This is a genomic window from Pseudomonas sp. DC1.2 (assembly GCF_034351645.1).
In the GTDB taxonomy this organism is placed as follows: domain Bacteria; phylum Pseudomonadota; class Gammaproteobacteria; order Pseudomonadales; family Pseudomonadaceae; genus Aquipseudomonas.
The window spans coordinates 2,600,432-2,618,385 of sequence record NZ_CP133782.1 but is presented as its reverse complement, the minus strand read 5'-3'; the positions used below and the strand labels follow the sequence as shown (position 1 = coordinate 2,618,385).

Below are 17,954 nucleotides of genomic sequence, written 5' to 3'. Positions count from 1 at the left end.
TCCGTATACGGCGGTTCAGGTTATACGGCTAAGCCGGTTTATCGTATCCAGTATCGAGACCAGCCCGAGTCCATCCCACAGTTTCTTCGGCAGCGCCTGATTCATATGTGGCGCTCCCGAGCTCCACCATGGACCTCGACCGTTGAACGCTGATTTGCAGGCACGCGCTTCGCTGAGTCCTAAGCGCATCAAGTTGCGCGCCCTCGTAGAGGGCTGCTTCCATTGACGCCAGATGATGCAGCGAAGTTTATGCCGCACCCAGCCGTCCAGTTCCTCAAGGGGCCGCTTGCTCTGACTCAGCTTGAAGTAGCCAGCCCAACCGCGTAGTACGGGGTTTATCCGCTCGATGACGTTCGCCATCTTGTGGCCCCGCGCTCCGCGCAGCAGGTCTCTGAGTCGGTCGCGTAAACGACCCAGACTCATCGTCGCCACTCTTAGCCTCGGCTGTTGATGCCAGCTCATCCCATAACCCAGATAGTCACAGGCCCAAGGCCTTGCCACACGGCTCTTTTCCCGGTTCAACGTCAGTTTCAGACGCCGATTGAGAAAGCGCTCAACACTGGCCATCACTCGCGCCCCAGCACGACGACTGCGCACATAAATGTTCGCATCATCGGCGTAGCGCACGAAGCAATGACCCCGCCGTTCCAGCTCGCGATCGAGTTCGTTGAGCAGGATGTTCGACAGCAACGGCGAGAGCGGGCCGCCTTGCGGCGTCCCTTCCTGCCGTCGACTGGCGATACCGCCTGACATCACGCCGGCCTCGAGGTAACGGCGAATGAGCCTGAGCACACGCTTGTCTTCGATTTGACGCTCTACATAAGCCATCAATACATCGTGGTTGACCCGATCAAAGAACTTCTCAAGATCAAGCTCCACACACCAGCGGTGGCCCGCCGCCACATGGGCACGGGCTGTTTCGATGGCGTGGTGAGCGCTTCTGTTTGGACGAAAGCCGTAGCTGTAGTCCGAGAACAGAGGGTCGAAGATTGGCGTGAGCTGTTGCAGCAGAGCCTGCTGGATCAGACGATCCATCACATTGGGGATACCCAACTGACGGGTTCCGCCTTTGGGTTTTGGGATTTCGACGGCGCGCACACCTTGCGGGTGATACTCGCCGGCCAGCAGCCGCACCTTGAGGGTCGGCCAATACTGATTCACATAGTCAGCCAATGGGTCGACCGTCATGCCATCGGCACCCGGCGCACCCTTGTTGCTGACCACGCGTTGATACGCACGCTTGAGATTTGCCGGTGCAAGCACCCGCTCCATCAGCGTGTCCGGCTCCGCGTTCGTCCACGCCACAGACGCCGCCGATGCCTGCGCACTGCCAGCCGTCGCCCGCGGATTCTGTCCGGAACTTGGGGTCACAGTTCTCCCTCGGAGAAATTTCTGCTTTTCGACATTCGACGAGACTCTGACGCCTACTGGCGGCATAACCTGTTCAGCCCTTGGTGACGGGGTTATTCGTCACTTACTACGGCCTCGGCTGACTTCTGCACGCTCATCCCGTCGCCTCACGACGCTCGGTAGCACAATGGCAAACGTGCAGATCTCCCAGGGTAATTCGCGCGACCTTCCTGCTTATGCCTGTCGGATCTACGTCGTAGCGTTCCGTGCAAGTATCGGGCTTTGGTAATCATGGCCACCTTACCCCGCTACGCCGCCTCATCCGCTTCCTGTTCGTCAGGCCAGCATTTTGCCTAAGGCTTCCTTCAGATTCGCAGTCACCCGCGACACCCTTGCCTTCGGCTAACACTTCCCCTTGCCGGGTGTGTAGAGGACTTGCACCTCCAAGTCACCAGCGTGGCCACCACAGCCAAACTGGTTGCGCTTGCGCGCAACGCGCCATGCCTGGCGCACCATGAAAAACCCCATGATCACTCATGGGGTTTTGTGTTTTCAGCGCTGGCGTTTACGCTGGGGCGGAGCTTCGAATCAGATGATCGAAGGCGCTCAGGGAGGCCTTGGCGCCCTCACCTACCGCAATCACAATCTGCTTATACGGCACGGTAGTCACGTCGCCGGCAGCAAAAATGCCCGGCATCGAGGTTTCACCACGAGCATCAACGATGATCTCGCCGCGAGGTGACAGTTCGATGGTCCCTTTAAGCCAATCCGTGTTGGGCAATAGACCGATCTGTACAAAGATCCCCTCCAGCTCGACCATCACGAACTCGTCGGAGTTGCGGTCTTTGAACACCAGTCCTGTCACTTTCTGGCCATCGCCTTTGACTTCACTGGTCAGTGCGCTGGTGATGACATCGACGTTCGGCAGGCTTAACAACTTGCGTTGCAACACTGCATCGGCGCGCAGCTTGCTGTCGAACTCCAGCAACGTAACGTGGCTGACGATACCGGCCAGGTCGATAGCAGCCTCAACCCCGGAGTTACCGCCTCCGATGACGGCAACGCGCTTGCCCTTGAACAAGGGACCGTCACAATGAGGGCAGAAACACACGCCTTTGGCTTTGTAATGCTGCTCGCCCGGCACACCCATTTCACGCCAGCGGGCACCCGTGGCAAGTATCAGCGCCTTGGTCTTGAGGGTGGCACCGCTTTCAAAACGAACTTCGTGCAAGCCACCGGCACTCTTGGCCGGAATCAACTGCGTGGCCCGTTGCAAGTTCATGATGTCGACATCATATTGCTTGACGTGTTCTTCGAGAGCACTCGCCAATTTCGGCCCTTCAGTTTCCTGTACGGAGATGAAGTTCTCGATCGCCATGGTGTCCAGCACCTGGCCACCAAAACGCTCCGCCGCCACACCGGTGCGAATGCCTTTGCGAGCCGCGTAGATCGCCGCCGAAGCACCGGCTGGACCGCCACCAACCACCAAAACATCAAAGGCGTCCTTGGCGCTGATTTTTTCTGCTTGCTTGGCGATTGTCCCGGTATCGAGCTTGGCCAGAATTTCTTCCAGACCCATGCGGCCCTGGCCGAAGTTCACGCCATTCAGATAAACACTCGGCACGGCCATGACCTTGCGATCGTTGACCTCGTCCTGGAACAACGCGCCGTCGATGGCAACGTGGCGAATATTAGGGTTCAGCACAGCCATCAGGTTCAGCGCCTGGACCACGTCCGGGCAGTTCTGGCAAGACAGCGAGAAATAGGTCTCGAAGCTGAAATCACCCTTGAGGGAGCGGATCTGTTCGATCACTTCGACACTGGCCTTCGAGGGGTGGCCGCCGACCTGCAGCAAGGCCAGCACTAACGAAGTAAATTCGTGGCCCATGGGGATACCGGCGAAACGCAAGCTGATATCGGCACCCGGGCGGTTGATCGAGAACGATGGCTTACGAGCATCGTTACCGTTGTCGAGCAACGTAATGTGATTGGAAAGAATGGCAACGTCTTTGAGTAACGCGAGCATTTCCTGGGATTTCGCACCGTCGTCGAGAGAAGCAACGATCTCGATCGGCTGGGTGACCCGTTCCAGGTATGACTTCAACTGGGCTTTAAGATTGGCGTCCAACATACGGGCGATTTCCTTCTTGAATTCTTAAAAAAAAACGCCCGAGCGAATCTCGCCCGGGCGTTTTTATTGGGCGGTGCGGCTTACTTAGGTGCGGGAGTCCGCCCTGGTGGAGCTCATCACAGACTTAGATCTTGCCAACCAGGTCGAGGGACGGAGCCAAAGTAGCCTCGCCTTCTTTCCACTTGGCTGGGCAGACTTCGCCTGGGTGAGCAGCAACGTACTGAGCGGCCTTGATTTTGCGCAGCAGCTCGGAAGCATCACGACCCACGCCGCCGTCGTTCAGTTCGACGATTTTGATCTGACCTTCAGGGCTAATCACGAAAGTGCCACGGTCAGCCAGACCTGCTTCTTCGATCAATACGTCGAAGTTGCGGGAGATGGTCAGGGTTGGGTCGCCGATCATGGTGTACTGGATTTTGCCGATCGCTGGCGAAGTGTTGTGCCAGGCAGCGTGAGCGAAGTGGGTGTCAGTGGAAACGCTGTAGATTTCGACGCCCAGTTTCTGGAATTCGGCGTAGTTGTCGGCCAGGTCTTCCAGTTCGGTTGGGCAAACAAACGTGAAGTCTGCTGGGTAGAAGAACACGACCGACCACTTGCCTTTCAGGTCAGCGTCAGAAACGGTGATGAACTCGCCGTTTTTGTAGGCGTTGGCTTTGAACGGTTTAACGTGGCTGTTGATGATAGGCATCGGTGATTCTCCGTCAGGGGTTAGAAATTTGATGGGGGAGATCCTACCCGCTCAATCGCTATCTGGCTCATTGGCAAAGCTGATGCTGTTCATTGGTTTTCGCTATAAGCCGAGATTACTAATAGCTAAAAACTCAATTTGCCGTGCCAAGCGCTTTTTCGGCAACGGGGATCATCCCGAGAAACGGGCTGGACTCAACATAGCGCATGGCTGATTTCATATCCTTCCAGCCAACGTAATTCATCAACGACTTAAGATCCCAGCCGCTCTGATGAGCCCACGTGGCAAAACCGCGACGCAAGGAGTGACTGGTGTAGTGCTCAGCAGGAATGCCCGCGCGCTCCAGAGCCTGACGCAGCAACGCAATCACGCTGTTGGCGTGCAGACCCTCTTCGTTCAGATTGCCCCAACGGTCAATACCGCGAAACACCGGTCCACGGACCAACGCGGCGACGCTGATCCACTCGATATAAGCCTGCACCGGGCACAGGCGCTGCAAAGCCGGGGTCTGGTAAGTCTTCCCCAGGTTTTCTCGATCACTTTTGCTGCGCGGTAAGTACAGGGTGATGCCGGAGCCCACGGTGGCTTGCACATGTTCAATACGGACGCGACATAGCTCGTCGCTACGGAAGCCGCGCCAAAACCCCAGCAGGATTAGCGCCTTATCGCGCCTTGCCCGCAACAACCCTGGCTGATCATCGTGGGCCTTGGCGGTTTGTGCTTCTTGCTCCAGCCAGACAACCACTTGCTCCAGATGTTGAAGCTGCAAGGGTTTCGCCTGCTTCTCTTGTGCAGGGTGCAACGCACGAATGCCCTTGAGGACCTTGCGCACCACCGGCGCCTTGGTGGGATCGGCAAACCCCTGACTGTTATGCCACTGCGCCAAGGCCGACAAGCGCAGTTTCAAGGTGTTGATCGACAACACGCCGGCATGAGCCACCAGATAACGCGCCACGCTATCGCCGGTAGCGGGCAGAAAGCCACCCCAACTGACTTCGAAGTGCTCGATGGCTGCTCGATAGCTGCGACGGGTGTTGTCGCGGGTGGCAGCTTGCAGATAGCGATCCAACTCGGTCATGGCTTAACTCTCGAAAACGTACTGCTTTGGCGGGCAAACCTCAGTGAACCACTCATCACACGGGATAACTCCAGTATATCCCGTGCTAGAAATAGAATAGCTCTAACTTTTACAGGAGCATGGTACACTGCATACTTTGGTGGTATGTACCACAGTACGAAATCGTAGGAGAACACATGGCTCGTGGCGGTGTAAATAAAGCGGTAGTGCAAGCGGCACGCTTGGCAATCCTCGCCCGCGGCGAAAACCCAAGCATCGATGCGGTACGGATCGAAATGGGCAATACCGGCTCGAAAACCACGATTCATCGCTACTTGAAGGAGCTCGATGGCGGCGCCGAACGCCACGAAACGTCTGCGGAGCCTATTGATGATGAGTTGATGGATTTGGTATCGCGCCTGGCACAGCGACTCAAAGAGCAGGCGCAAGCACCCATCGACCAGGCTCGCGCGCAGTTTGATCAACAAAAAAAGGTACTGGACGCGCAACTAAATGAAGCCCGCGAGACCAACGGCGAACTGCATCAGCAGTACGAGATTCAAAGTCTGGCACTGACCCAGGAATCCACCGCACTGCAAGAAACCCGGTCCATGCTGCAGACCGAGCAAACCCGCAACGCAGGACTGAATCAGGCGTTGGCCGATTTCGAATTACGCTTGAAGGACAAAGACGAGCAGATTCACTCCCTGGAAGATAAGCACCTGCACGCCCGTGATGCACTGGAGCACTATCGCAACGCGGTCAAAGATCAGCGCGAGCAAGAGCAGCGCCGCCATGAAGGCCAGGTTCAGCAGATTCAGATGGAATTGCGTCAAGCCCAGCAAAGCGCGCTGGTGCGTCAGGATGAGATCACCCAACTGCACCGCGACAATGAGCGCCTGCTGACGGAGAACCGTGGAACGCTTAGAGAACTCAGTTTGTTGCAGGAGCAACTCAAGCAAACCAACAATCGACAGGATCAATTGCTGGAACACGCCAACCGTGTCGACAGCGAACGCACCCTCCTCCAGGAACGCTTACGCGTCGCGCTATTGGACAGCCAGTCACTCAAGCAGAATGTCGATGAACAGTCACAGGCAAACGCACGACTGGAGACCGAACTTGCTCAAACCCAGACATCCCTCGAGCAATTGCGCCTGGCCACTGCCGTTGCGGCAGCGCCAGACACAACAAACACCCTAAAGGGCGATTAACCCAAGACCGGTGTACGTAGGGTGACGAACTCTTCGGCGGCCGTTGGATGCACGCCGATGGTGTCGTCGAAATCGCGCTTGGTGGCACCCGCTTTCAAGGCAATCGCCAAGCCCTGAATGATCTCGCCGGCATCGGGGCCAACCATGTGACAACCCAGCACCTTGTCCGTCCCAGCATCCACCACGAGCTTCATCAGCGTGCGCTCCTGGCATTGCGTAAGGGTCAACTTCATTGGACGGAAGCGACTTTCATAAACCACCACCTCATGCCCGGCTTCGCGAGCTTCCTCCTCGGTCATACCGACGGTGCCGATGTTCGGCAGGCTAAACACGGCGGTCGGGATCATTTTGTAATCCACCGCTCGGTACTGCTCAGGCTTGAACAAACGACGTGCGACAGCCATACCTTCGGCTAACGCAACCGGTGTCAGCTGAACGCGCCCAATGACATCACCCAGCGCGAGAATCGAAGGCTCAGCGGTCTGATACAACTCATCGACCTCGACAAAACCCTTCTTGTCGAGCTTCACGCCTGTGTTCTCCAACCCCAGGTTATCCAACATTGGACGACGACCGGTGGCGTAGAAAATGCAATCAGCCTCCAGCTCGCGGCCGTCCTTGAGGGTTGCCTTCAAACTGCCATCGGCTTGTTTCTCGATGCGCTCGATATCGGCGTTGAACTGCAAGTTCATCCCACGCTTGGTCAGCTCTTCTTGCAGGTGCTTGCGCACGGCCCCATCAAAGCCTCGCAGAAACAGATCGCCGCGATACAACAGCGTGGTTTCAGCCCCAAGCCCGTGGAAAATCCCGGCAAACTCCACCGCGATATAGCCACCACCAACAACAAGAACCCGCCTAGGCAACGTTTTGAGGAAGAACGCCTGGTTGGAACTGATCGCATGCTCGTGCCCCTGGATATCCGGGATCTGCGGCCAGCCGCCAGTAGCGATCAAAATGTTCTTGGCGGTATAGCGCTCACCATTGATCTCGACCTCATGGGGGCCAATGATCTTGGCGTGACCTTCATGCAAGGTCACGCCGCTGTTGACCAGCAAATTGCGGTAAATACCGTTAAGACGACTAATCTCGCGATCTTTGTTGGCAATCAGCGTTGCCCAATCGAACGTTGCTTCGCCCAAGGACCAACCGAAACCGGAAGACTGCTCGAAGTCTTCAGCGAAGTGCGCGCCATAGACCAGTAGTTTTTTCGGCACGCAGCCCACATTCACACAAGTGCCACCCAGGTATCGGCTCTCGGCCACGGCGACTTTCGCGCCGAACCCGGCCGCGAAACGCGCAGCACGTACACCACCGGAACCGGCACCAATCACATAAAGGTCAAAATCGTAGGCCATTTCTTTCTCCTAGGCAGGACGCCAGCATACCGACCGACATCCTTTGGGCAAGCGTTGCAAAACAATATGGCGCCAGAAAACGAAAAAGCCACCCGGAGGTGGCTTTCTCAGTGCAGACAAATCAAGCGCTATCAGTAAGCCTTGCCAGTCTTGTAGAAGTTCTCGAAGCAGAAGTTGGTTGCTTCGATATAGCCTTCAGCACCACCGCAGTCAAAACGCTTGCCTTTGAATTTGTAGGCAATTACGCAGCCGTTTTGCGCCTGCTTCATCAGAGCGTCAGTGATCTGGATCTCGCCACCCTTGCCTGGCTCGGTCTGCTTGATCAGGTCAAAGATGTCCGGCGTCAGGATGTAGCGACCGATGATCGCCAGGTTCGACGGTGCATCTTCAGGGGCTGGCTTCTCAACCATGTTGCGAACGCGGTACAGGTCATCACCGATCAAGTCGCCGGCGATAACGCCGTACTTGTTGGTTTCCTGCGGATCGACTTCCTGGATCGCAATGATCGAGCAGCGGTACTGTTTGTACAGCTTGACCATCTGGGTCAGAACGCCGTCACCTTCAAGGTTGACGCACAAGTCATCCGCCAATACCACGGCGAACGGTTCGTCACCGATCAGCGGACGACCGGTCAGGATCGCGTGCCCCAGGCCTTTCATTTCAGTCTGGCGAGTGTAGGAGAACGAGCAGTTGTCGAGCAACTTGCGGATACCGACCAGGTATTTTTCCTTGTCAGTGCCCTTGATCTGGTTTTCCAGCTCGTAGCTGATATCGAAGTGGTCTTCCAGAGCGCGCTTGCCACGACCGGTCACGATGGAAATTTCGGTCAAGCCTGCGTCCAGTGCTTCTTCGACGCCGTACTGGATCAGTGGCTTGTTTACCACCGGCAGCATTTCTTTGGGCATGGCTTTAGTCGCTGGCAGGAAGCGAGTACCGTAACCGGCTGCTGGGAACAAGCATTTCTTGATCATATAAGTCCTTGAAAGGGCTGTGTGTACGAGTTTCGGCGCAGTCTAATCAGGCGGCGAGCACCTTACAATGCCCCGCACTGGCTAACCGATGCCTTCATAGAGAAATATTCTTGCCGATAGTTCCACAAGTCGCTACACAAGTCATGGCACCGGCCAAATAGATAGCACAAACCAGTAGAGCTGCACGGCCTCAACCAAGCAGTCAATCCACCCACCATACGCCCATCATCACCTGATGAGAGCATTTGGCAGTATCATTGCGCGATTGAACCAGCCAACGAGGCAGATACATGTCGGCAGCAAAAAGCGTAAACGGTTACCTGATCAATCAGGCTAAAGACGGCCAGTGGTGGGTCGACAATGCCACTGGCGAGAATATTGCCGGCCCCTTCCCCTCCGAAGCGCTGGCGATCGAAGTGGCTACGGTGCTGCAAGACCAACCCGCAGCACCCAAGCGGCGCGGCAAAGATAAACCCTGAGCCGTACCGGATGAAACCGTAGCCCTGCCTTGATGCAGGGCTTTTTTGTAATTCAGCGCAAAGAAATGGCCATTCGCTATAACCTTTCGATACCGGCGCTGTCACAGCGTTTAGCCCCACTCCCTGACGACGACAAGCATATGAATAAATTTCTGGCACTGATTGCGGTACTGGCACTGACTGGCTGTGCCACGTCTGAACATACTTACCTGAAGAACGGCGAGCAGGGCCTGACCATCGACTGCTCCGGCGAAGCCAACAACTGGGCAGCCTGCTATGAAAAAGCAGATGCCTCCTGCGCGGGCACTGGCTATAGGATCGTCAGCACCGCGGGTACGCCTTCAACCAAAGAAAGCGACAAGACCCTGGGCGTCGATGTCGGCAACTACAAGACCCGCAACGTCGTGGTGGTCTGCAAGTAAGGCGGCGCGCCCTACATGTGGATTTCGGCGAATTTGATTCCAAGGCCACGTATTGTCTCGATCAAATCATCCAGACGATTAAAGGATTCGACTTCGTCATTGTCATCCACCAGAAAGTAACTACGCCCGGCGCTTTTCTTGAAAAACACGATCCATTCCCCCGGATTCGCCGGGTTCTGAATGACGTGCGTGGCAGAGATATGGCCCTCTGCATGCCGTGCCCGTACTTGCTCTCGCTTCATGCGCAACTCCAAAAATGACAATGCCGTCGAAGCAGGTGTGCTTTGACGGCATCGGTGCTGATGCTCGACAGTCTATCAGCCGGAAATACACGCGTTGGCGGCGCCCTGTACATCCTTCGGACGTACCGGCACATTGGACATGCGCTCGTGCAGCTTGATACTGCTGCCGCCGGAGCGCTCTTCAATATCGAAAACCGCCGCTGGTCCGGAGGAAAATTTACCGGGAACGATCACTCGCACGCCATCCTTATGCGGCTCAAGCTGCAAGGCCCCACGACTGCTGGCCAGTTTCCCGACCAGACATTGCGCGTACTCATGGGGCTTCTTGCCTGAAATCACGTTCATGGTGGGCAGCGAAGCATTGATCTCTGTAACAGATGCACAACCACTCACCGCCAACGCCAACGGCAAAACCAACACACCCCATTTCATAAAAAACCTCCGATAAAGATCCTCCGACAGCGTAAATGCTGTTTTTCTCCGAGGCTCGTTGCTTTTATCGCTCATAGAATTCCGAATAACTGTTTTTAATTGTCAAAGCTGACCTCGACAGCCGGATAATAACCCGTTCGGGCTGATAAACTGCGCCCAATCGACCTGCTATCGTTTTGATTTTGTAGAAAAAGCCCTTCTGGAGGCGCCTCATGAAATTTATCCACCAGCGCGAGCACCTCAACGAAGACGACATCGTCGTCATCCAGTGCTCCCAAACGTGCAACATCCGCTTGATGAACGACGCCAACTTCCGCAGCTTCAAGAATGGCGGACGTCATACTTACCACGGCGGTGCATTTGATACATTCCCGGCACGAATCACTGCACCAAGCACCGGTTTCTGGAACATCACTATCGACATGGTCAGCCGCAAGGCAATCAGCGTAACGCGTAAGCCGACACTGACCCACTCCATCAAGATCATCCGCCGCTCCAGCACTAAATTGAGCTGAGTAACGTCCGACGCACGCAAACAGGCAATCATGACCGTGGCCCAAACAACCAAGTACGTCATCAAATACAAACTTAACGGTGAACGCCGCTTCGAATTTGCCCAGCTTGAACAGGGCACCGAAGAAGAAGCCAAGGCCGCGCTCGACGTCATCCATGGCTCCACTGATGATGTGATCAGCGACATCACCGTCAGCAAGGCACTGTAAAACGACGCGGAGCGACAAAATGGACGTCGGCTCCCTGCTCCTGAATTTCAACTGCAAGCGCCGGAGCGTTCGCTCCTCCTGCGCGACCCAAGCGGGCCACCAACCTTTGATGCTCGATTGCGGTCATGCCGCTGGTCGGGCGCGTTCTGAGTGGTTGTCGCGGTGACATACCCTCGAAGTCATCTTTCACGATGCGTGATGACCCCATGAGCCCAATCACCCTCGATTTGTTCGCCGACGCCGAACCCGAGCAACAAGCCCGACGCGAGCAGATTGGCGAGCAATCCTGGGTGCTGAGAGGCTTTGCCCTGCCCTTGCTGGACCGCCTGCTACCGGCGCTGCAAGCGGTACTGGCCGAGGCACCTTTTCGGCAAATGGTCACGCCGGGGGGGTTCACCATGTCCGTGGGTTTGAGCAGTTGCGGCACATTAGGCTGGACCACTGATCGCAGCGGCTATCGCTATAACCACACAGATCCGGCCACCGGTCTCCCTTGGCCGGCGATGCCCGAGGTGTTTGTCGAGTTAGCGCAATCAGCTGCGCGCGAGGCAGGATTTACCGATTTCGTACCTGATTCATGCTTGATCAATCGCTATATCCCAGGCGCCAAGATGTCGTTGCATCAGGACAAAAACGAAGGTTCCTACGCCGCCCCGATTGTTTCAGTGTCCTTGGGATTACCCGCGATGTTCTTGTTTGGCGGTTTCGAGCGCAGCGACAAAAGCCTCCGCGTGCCACTGTTACATGGCGATATAGTGGTCTGGGGCGGCGTGGATCGCTTGCGTTACCACGGCATTTTGCCGATCAAGGATGGACACCACCCGCGACTGGGCGAGCAACGGATCAATTTTACGTTTCGCACCGCGCGATGAACGCGTCGAATTCGACCGCAAGCCCCGGAGTGCGGCAACGCTGCCGGCTGGTTAACCTGAGTCAAACTTGGGCAACGGACATCAACTCATGACACCCCCTTCGAGCACCTCAACCATCGAAAACGATCCACGCTGGGCCGCCCTCGTCGCCCGGGATCCTCGGGCTGATGGCCAGTTTGTCTATGGTGTGAAAACCACAGGGGTGTACTGCCGCCCCAGCAGTCTGGCGCGCTTGCCAAAACCGCAGAACGTCGAGTTTTTCGACACATCCGAGCAAGCCGAGGCCGCCGGGTATCGTCCCAGCAAACGGGCGACCAAGGATCAAAGCGATGCCGCAGCCCAGCACGCCAACACGGTGGCCTCTGCGTGCCGACAGATCGAATCGGCGCAAAACCCGCCGACGCTGAGCGCACTGGCCGAAGCGGCCGGCCTGAGCAGCTTTCACTTCCATAGGGTATTCAAAGCCGTGACAGGCCTGACACCCAGGGGGTACGCCAACGCCCATCGCTCACGCCGGATTCGCGAAAACCTGGCGAGCGGTAGTTCGGTCACCGACGCGCTGTATGGTGCAGGCTTCAATTCCAATAGCCGCTTTTATGAAGCGGCGGACCATTTATTGGGCATGAAACCCACCGACTACCGCGCGGCCGGCCAAAACACAGACATTCGCTTCGCCGTCGGCCAATGCTCCCTAGGGGCAATATTGGTCGCGCAAAGTGAACGAGGTGTCTGCGCAATCTTGCTGGGAGACGATCCGCACCAACTGGTTTGCGAGCTTCAGGACTCATTTCGACGGGCCAATTTGATTGGCGCCGATCATGCCTTCGAACAGTTGATCGCCAAGGTCGTTGGGTTCATCGAAGCACCGGCCCTTGGCCTCGACTTGCCCATGGATGTGCGCGGCACGGCATTTCAGGAGCGGGTCTGGCAAGCGCTGAGGGAGATCCCAGTCGGCAGCACCGCCAGTTACGCTGACATCGCCCAACGTATCGGCGCACCGAAAGCCATGCGCGCGGTGGCGCAGGCTTGTGGCGCGAACACCTTGGCGGTAGCCATTCCCTGCCACCGAGTGGTCCGCAGCGATGGCAACCTGTCGGGCTATCGCTGGGGCGTGGAGCGCAAGCGTCAGTTGTTGGAGCGCGAAGCGCAGCCTTAGACGATGCCGATATACACCGCCACCGACTCCGGGCCGGTATAGGCTTCGAAGTCAGTGGCAAACCGCCGCTCGATCTGCGGGTTAGTCTGGAAATAGTCCCAAATTCGCTGCCAGGCATCGATCCCTTGCCCTCAAACACTAGGTACTGACCGTCTTCAATCCGGACCGTCTGGTAATCCTGGACAGGGTCAAGGACAGCAATGCCCGCCGTCACATCGAACGCCCCCGAAGCATCAGACTCGTACCCGGAGTACACGCCGTAGACCGGAGAGCCGGCTGACGACGGCGCAATACGTTCAATTAATCCTTCACTATAAAAACGCCCCCACATCGGACCAATTTTAGCCGTTGCGGGTGTTCGTTCGGCGCTGTTATGGGTTCGTACCCGCAGCCCGGAAACGGAGAACGGCGCTACGTAAACCTGCTTGATTTCCATGAGTGAATCATCCTTTTTTTAGGCTTACGGCCCTACAGCGCCGTAAAGGCGCCTACCTTGTCAGCGATTCACATCCACCACAACCCTTCCCCGCAGTTGCCCGGCCAGCAACCGCGGCGCGGCTTCGATGGCTTCGCTCAAAGCAATTTCGTGACTGATCAAGGCCAGCAAGGTGAAGTCCAGGTCCTCGGCGAGTCGCTTCCAGGCTAACTCCCGTTTGGCTTTGGGTTGAGTCACGCTGTTGATCCCAGCCAGGGTGACGCCGCGCAAAATGAAAGGCGCGACGGACGCGGGGAAATCCATGCCCTGAGCCAGACCGCAAGCGGCCACCGTGCCATTGGCCCGAGTGCCGGCACAAGCGTTGGCCAGCGTGTGGCTGCCAACCGAATCGATCACCCCTGCCCAGCGCTCCTTGGCCAGGGGCTTACCCGGTTCGGACAACGTGGCGCGATCAATTACTTCGCTGGCGCCCAGCTGCGTGAGGTAGGCGTGCTCCGAGGTACGGCCGGTAGAGGCCACTACGCGGTAGCCGAGTTTGCTCAGCAGTGCGATGGCAAAGCTTCCCACGCCGCCGTTGGCTCCGGTGACCAACACCTCACCACGCTCAGACGTCACCCCGTTGTGCTCCAGCGCCAGGATACTCAGCATCGCCGTATAACCGGCGGTGCCGACGGCCATTGCCTGCGCTGGCGTGAACGCCTTTGGCAGCGCAATTAGCCAGTCACCGTTGAGCCGTGCTCTCTGGGCCAGACCGCCCCAATGTCCTTCACCGACGCCCCAGCCATTGAGCAAAACCTGGTCACCCACCTTGTAGTCCGGATGCCCGCTGACTTCGACGGTGCCCGCCAGGTCGATCCCCGGCACCATCGGGAATTTACGCACCACCGGACTGCTGCCCGTGATCGCCAGACCATCCTTGAAGTTCAGCGTGCTATAGGCAACGCGCACCGTCACATCGCCTTCGGGCAATTGATCGTCACTAATGTCTTGCAGTGCGGCCCGGTAACCGCTGTCGTCTTTGTCGATCAAAATGCCTTTAAACATCGCCGCCTCCCCCAGGGTTAACTCAAGCCGTCATGCCTTTGAAATAACACAAAGCAACACATTGCCCTACCCGACTTTCATCCAATCCTGAAATCTGCCGGGCGTTTGCATGGCCTGCGACTATGCTTTTTTCTCGACCCCGAGATAGCTGAAAACCCGCCGGGCCGTTGGAGCTGAGCATGCATCGACTACATTCGCTTACCTTCGAACGTTAAAGCGTCCGTGGCAGGAACACCTCAAGCCAGGGAGGCCACCATTGCCGCGACCATCCCGCAGACCTCCGCTATCAAGAAAAGTCAGGTAAATATGAGTCAACGGCCCGCAATCCATGCCCAAGGGGGGCACGACGAGGGCCAGTCCGACAAACACCGCTCAGGTCCAGAACCTCAACCGCGAATCAGCCGCACGCTCGGCGGGCACCCAACGGCTGAATAACTATCAAAACTCATCACAGGCCATGAGTCGCTCATATGGCAGTGGCGGCGGCGGCGGGCCGAATCGTCGTTGAAATAGCATTGAACACCCATGAGAGCGACCATGACGTTGGCCATCGCTTGCTGCCGCAGATACACATCGCCAGCATCGGACAACGTAAAAAATCGCCTGGCCTGGCACCCTTCATTGCTGGTACAAATCCGGCTTCCTGTATTGACGCCGGAGCATCATTCAAATGAGCCAATGGCCAGACGCCCGCATTCTTGAACTGCTAGGGATCGAACTGCCGATCATTCAGGGCCCGCTGGCAGGCGCCACCACCTCGGCCATGGTGATTGCAGCAAGCAACGCCGGAGGGTTGGGCTCAATGCCCGCCGCCCTGTTGAGTATCGAGCAGTTGCGCGCGGAGTTGACAACGATCCGTGAACACACGTGCCACCCGTTCAACGTCAACTTCTTTTGCCACCAGCCGCCGGTGCCCGATGAACAACGGGCGCAAGACTGGAAAAACCTACTGCAACCCTATTACCGGGAACTGGGTGCCGATTTTGACGCACAGACACCGGTATCAAATCGCACGCCCTTCGATAACGCCGCGTGCGAGGTAGTCGAAGCGTTTCGTCCCGAAGTCGTCAGTTTTCACTTCGGGCTGCCGGAAAAATCGTTGCTGGATCGAGTAAAAGCCACCGGAGCAAAAATTCTATCCTCGGCGACCACCGTCGAAGAAGCCGTCTGGCTCGAAAGGCATGGCTGCGATGCAATCATTGCCATGGGGTACGAAGCGGGTGGTCACCGCGGGTTGTTCCTGAGCACTGATTTGAACAGCCAGGTGGGAACCTTTGCGCTAGTGCCGCAAATCGTCGATGCCGTAAGCGTGCCGGTGATTGCTGCCGGTGGCATCGGGGACGCGCGGGGTATCGCGGCAGCATTCCTCCTGGGGGCGTCTGCCGTACAACTGGGCACCGCCTATTTGTTTACGCCCGAGGCCAAAATCAGCGGCGCCCATTACCAGGCATTACGCACCGCCAGAGAAAGTGAGACAGCCGTCACCAACCTCTTCACCGGTCGGCCAGCACGAGGAATTCTCAATCGGCTAATGCGCGAACTCGGACCGATGTGCCCGACCGCTCCGGCGTTTCCATTGGCCGGTGGCGCGTTAATGCCGTTGCGCGCCAAAGACGAAGCGAATTTCAGCAACCTGTGGGCCGGCCAGGCATTGACCCTGGGCATTGAACTGCCCACAGCCGAGCTGACACGACGCCTGGCGGAGGAGGCACTGGCCAAATTGATTCAGCGCTAAGTCAGGCAAAACCTGCTGTGACGCGGCGAACACCTTAAACAACGCAAAGTGCATTCACGACACGACACGTTCCGTTTATCGGTATTTCGCTATATATTCCGCTATATATTCCGCTATATAGCGTTTACCCCTCGCATCAGCGCAGTCAACCACCCCCGTATTAACTGCCTTCTGCACTTGCCCCCACGGAGTCGCTTCATGATCATTCGTGCCTCACGTTTTGCCCCCACTTGCCTGGCGAGCTTGCTCGCTGTGTTCGCGTTCGGGTCTGCCCAGGCGGACGAAGTCCAAGTGGCGGTCGCGGCCAATTTCACCGCCCCGATTCAGGCCATTGCGGCCGACTTCGAAAAAGACACCGGACATAAACTGGTGGCCGCTTATGGCGCAACCGGTCAGTTCTACACCCAGATAAAAAACGGCGCGCCATTCGAAGTGTTCCTCTCGGCCGATGACTCCACACCGCAAAAGCTCGAAGCCGAAGGCGACACCGTCAAAGGCTCACGCTTTACCTACGCCATCGGCACCCTGGCGTTGTGGTCAGCCAAGGACGGATACGTCGATGCCAAGGGTAAAGTTTTGAGCGACAACCAATATCAACACCTGTCCATCGCCAACCCGAAAGCCGCCCCCTATGGCCTCGCGGCCACTCAGGTACTCGCCAAGCTGGGACTGACTGATAAGGTTAAAACTAAAATCGTTGAAGGGCAGAACATTACCCAGGCCTACCAGTTTGTTTCCACCGGCAACGCCGAACTAGGCTTCGTAGCCTTGTCGCAGATCTACAAAGACGGCAAAGTCACCAGCGGTTCGGCCTGGATCGTTCCAGACGAGATGCACGACCCGATCAAACAAGACGCAGTGATCCTGAACAAAGGCAAAGACAACCCGGCCGCCAAGGCATTGGTTGACTACCTCAAAGGGCCGAAAGCCGCTGCGGTTATCAAATCCTACGGTTACCAACTCTAAATGACGCTATCGAGTGCCGATTTTTCTGCCATCTGGCTGACCCTCAAACTGGCGTCCCTGACGACCGCCATCCTGCTGGTCATCGGCACACCGATAGCGTTGTGGCTGTCGCGCACGCGTTCATGGCTGCGCGGCCCGGTCGGGGCAATCGTCGCCCTGCCCCTGGTGCTACCACCCACGGTGATTGGCTTTTATCTGCTGTTGGCGCTCGGGCCTCACGGGTTCGTTGGCCAATTTACCCAATCACTGGGGCTCGGCACGTTGACCTTCAGCTTTGCTGGGTTGGTGATTGGCTCAGTGCTCTACTCGATGCCGTTTGTGGTGCAACCCCTGCAAAACGCTTTTTCCGCCATCGGTACTCGCCCACTGGAAGTGGCAGCCACGTTGCGCGCCAATCCTTGGGACACGTTTTTCAGCGTAATCGTGCCGCTGGCCCGCCCCGGTTTCGTCACCGCGGCCATTCTCGGCTTTGCCCACACGGTCGGTGAGTTTGGCGTGGTGCTGATGATCGGCGGCAATATTCCCGACAAAACCCGCGTGGTGTCGGTGCAGATCTACGATCACGTCGAAGCCATGGAATATGCTCAGGCCCACTGGCTGGCCGGGGCGATGCTGGTGTTCTCCTTTGTGGTGTTGCTGGCGCTCTATTCCAGCCGAAAAACCAAAGCGGGCTGGAGCTGAT

Annotated in this window: 19 protein-coding genes and 1 pseudogene; 10 read left to right on the top strand and 10 right to left on the bottom strand. The window is 57.1% G+C overall.

Going from position 1 to position 17,954, the window contains the following annotated elements; all coding sequences use genetic code 11:
* Positions 1 to 15: 15 nt before the first annotated feature.
* From ltrA to RHM68_RS11940, 4 genes are all read right to left on the bottom strand, one after another.
* Positions 16 to 1,437 carry a group II intron reverse transcriptase/maturase gene (ltrA, locus tag RHM68_RS11955; protein ID WP_322223192.1) on the bottom strand — a complete coding sequence of 474 codons (1,422 nt, stop codon included), beginning with the start codon at positions 1,435 to 1,437 and terminating at the stop codon, positions 16 to 18.
* 478 nt (positions 1,438 to 1,915) lie between these two features.
* Positions 1,916 to 3,481 (bottom strand): alkyl hydroperoxide reductase subunit F, encoded by a 1,566-nt coding sequence (gene ahpF, locus RHM68_RS11950; protein ID WP_322223190.1) that lies wholly within the window; start codon positions 3,479 to 3,481, stop codon positions 1,916 to 1,918.
* Between the two features lie 124 nt (positions 3,482 to 3,605).
* Positions 3,606 to 4,169 (bottom strand): alkyl hydroperoxide reductase subunit C, encoded by a 564-nt coding sequence (gene ahpC / locus RHM68_RS11945; RefSeq protein WP_322223188.1) that lies wholly within the window; start codon positions 4,167 to 4,169, stop codon positions 3,606 to 3,608.
* A gap of 133 nt (positions 4,170 to 4,302) precedes the next feature.
* The gene (locus tag RHM68_RS11940) at positions 4,303 to 5,247 is read right to left on the bottom strand and encodes a site-specific integrase (protein WP_322223186.1); all 945 of its coding nucleotides are present in this window, start codon (positions 5,245 to 5,247) and stop codon (positions 4,303 to 4,305) included.
* 176 nt (positions 5,248 to 5,423) lie between these two features.
* Here RHM68_RS11940 and RHM68_RS11935 point away from each other — a divergent pair, with 176 nt between their 5' ends.
* On the top strand, positions 5,424 to 6,440 hold the full coding sequence (locus RHM68_RS11935) for a DNA-binding protein (protein WP_322223184.1): 1,017 nt from the start codon (positions 5,424 to 5,426) through the stop codon (positions 6,438 to 6,440).
* Here RHM68_RS11935 and gorA read toward each other — a convergent pair.
* Together gorA and galU are read right to left on the bottom strand one after the other, a co-directional pair.
* A complete protein-coding gene (gene gorA / locus RHM68_RS11930) occupies positions 6,437 to 7,795 on the bottom strand; it encodes a glutathione-disulfide reductase (protein WP_322223182.1) in 1,359 nt (452 codons plus the stop codon). The two genes, RHM68_RS11935 and gorA, sit on opposite strands and share 4 nt — an antisense overlap.
* Positions 7,796 to 7,926: 131 nt before the next feature.
* Positions 7,927 to 8,766 (bottom strand): UTP--glucose-1-phosphate uridylyltransferase GalU, encoded by an 840-nt coding sequence (galU, locus tag RHM68_RS11925; protein ID WP_201196763.1) that lies wholly within the window; start codon positions 8,764 to 8,766, stop codon positions 7,927 to 7,929.
* A 290-nt stretch (positions 8,767 to 9,056) separates the two neighbouring features.
* Between galU and RHM68_RS11920 the strand changes: the two genes are divergently transcribed.
* Together RHM68_RS11920 and RHM68_RS11915 are read left to right on the top strand one after the other, a co-directional pair.
* Positions 9,057 to 9,245: a hypothetical protein gene (locus RHM68_RS11920; RefSeq protein ID WP_322223179.1), complete on the top strand. Its 189-nt coding sequence runs from the start codon at positions 9,057 to 9,059 to the stop codon at positions 9,243 to 9,245.
* Between the two features lie 140 nt (positions 9,246 to 9,385).
* Positions 9,386 to 9,667, top strand: coding sequence for a hypothetical protein (locus RHM68_RS11915; protein ID WP_322223178.1), 282 nt, complete (start codon positions 9,386 to 9,388; stop codon positions 9,665 to 9,667).
* An 11-nt stretch (positions 9,668 to 9,678) separates the two neighbouring features.
* Here RHM68_RS11915 and RHM68_RS11910 read toward each other — a convergent pair whose 3' ends face one another.
* Together RHM68_RS11910 and RHM68_RS11905 are read right to left on the bottom strand one after the other, a co-directional pair.
* Positions 9,679 to 9,909: a hypothetical protein gene (locus tag RHM68_RS11910; protein WP_322223175.1), complete on the bottom strand. Its 231-nt coding sequence runs from the start codon at positions 9,907 to 9,909 to the stop codon at positions 9,679 to 9,681.
* Between the two features lie 75 nt (positions 9,910 to 9,984).
* Positions 9,985 to 10,341: a hypothetical protein gene (locus tag RHM68_RS11905; protein ID WP_322223771.1), complete on the bottom strand. Its 357-nt coding sequence runs from the start codon at positions 10,339 to 10,341 to the stop codon at positions 9,985 to 9,987.
* Between the two features lie 212 nt (positions 10,342 to 10,553).
* On the opposite strand from RHM68_RS11905, the gene RHM68_RS11900 reads away from it, so the two are divergent.
* The 4 genes from RHM68_RS11900 (at position 10,554) to ada (ending at position 13,091) form a co-directional block, all read left to right on the top strand.
* Positions 10,554 to 10,856, top strand: coding sequence for a DUF1883 domain-containing protein (locus RHM68_RS11900; protein ID WP_322223174.1), 303 nt, complete (start codon positions 10,554 to 10,556; stop codon positions 10,854 to 10,856).
* Between the two features lie 30 nt (positions 10,857 to 10,886).
* A complete protein-coding gene (locus RHM68_RS11895) occupies positions 10,887 to 11,063 on the top strand; it encodes a hypothetical protein (protein ID WP_322223172.1) in 177 nt (58 codons plus the stop codon).
* A 191-nt stretch (positions 11,064 to 11,254) separates the two neighbouring features.
* A complete protein-coding gene (gene alkB, locus RHM68_RS11890) occupies positions 11,255 to 11,935 on the top strand; it encodes a DNA oxidative demethylase AlkB (RefSeq protein ID WP_322223170.1) in 681 nt (226 codons plus the stop codon).
* An 88-nt stretch (positions 11,936 to 12,023) separates the two neighbouring features.
* Complete coding sequence (gene ada / locus RHM68_RS11885) at positions 12,024 to 13,091, top strand: bifunctional DNA-binding transcriptional regulator/O6-methylguanine-DNA methyltransferase Ada (protein WP_322223168.1); 1,068 nt, start codon at positions 12,024 to 12,026, stop codon at positions 13,089 to 13,091.
* On the opposite strand, the pseudogene RHM68_RS11880 reads toward ada, so the two are convergent.
* A pseudogene (locus RHM68_RS11880) lies at positions 13,088 to 13,527 on the bottom strand (GyrI-like domain-containing protein). The gene ada and the pseudogene RHM68_RS11880 sit on opposite strands and share 4 nt — an antisense overlap.
* Before the next feature lie 60 nt (positions 13,528 to 13,587).
* Positions 13,588 to 14,571, bottom strand: coding sequence for an MDR family oxidoreductase (locus RHM68_RS11875; RefSeq protein WP_322223166.1), 984 nt, complete (start codon positions 14,569 to 14,571; stop codon positions 13,588 to 13,590).
* A gap of 670 nt (positions 14,572 to 15,241) precedes the next feature.
* Here RHM68_RS11875 and RHM68_RS11870 point away from each other — a divergent pair.
* From RHM68_RS11870 to modB, 3 genes are all read left to right on the top strand, one after another.
* Positions 15,242 to 16,306 (top strand): nitronate monooxygenase, encoded by a 1,065-nt coding sequence (locus RHM68_RS11870; RefSeq protein WP_322223164.1) that lies wholly within the window; start codon positions 15,242 to 15,244, stop codon positions 16,304 to 16,306.
* A 198-nt stretch (positions 16,307 to 16,504) separates the two neighbouring features.
* Complete coding sequence (modA, locus tag RHM68_RS11865) at positions 16,505 to 17,272, top strand: molybdate ABC transporter substrate-binding protein (RefSeq protein ID WP_322223162.1); 768 nt, start codon at positions 16,505 to 16,507, stop codon at positions 17,270 to 17,272.
* Positions 17,273 to 17,953, top strand: a complete 681-nt coding sequence (modB, locus tag RHM68_RS11860; protein WP_322223159.1) for a molybdate ABC transporter permease subunit — start codon at positions 17,273 to 17,275, stop codon at positions 17,951 to 17,953. It abuts the gene before it with no gap.
* The last annotated feature ends 1 nt before the right edge of the window (position 17,954 follow it).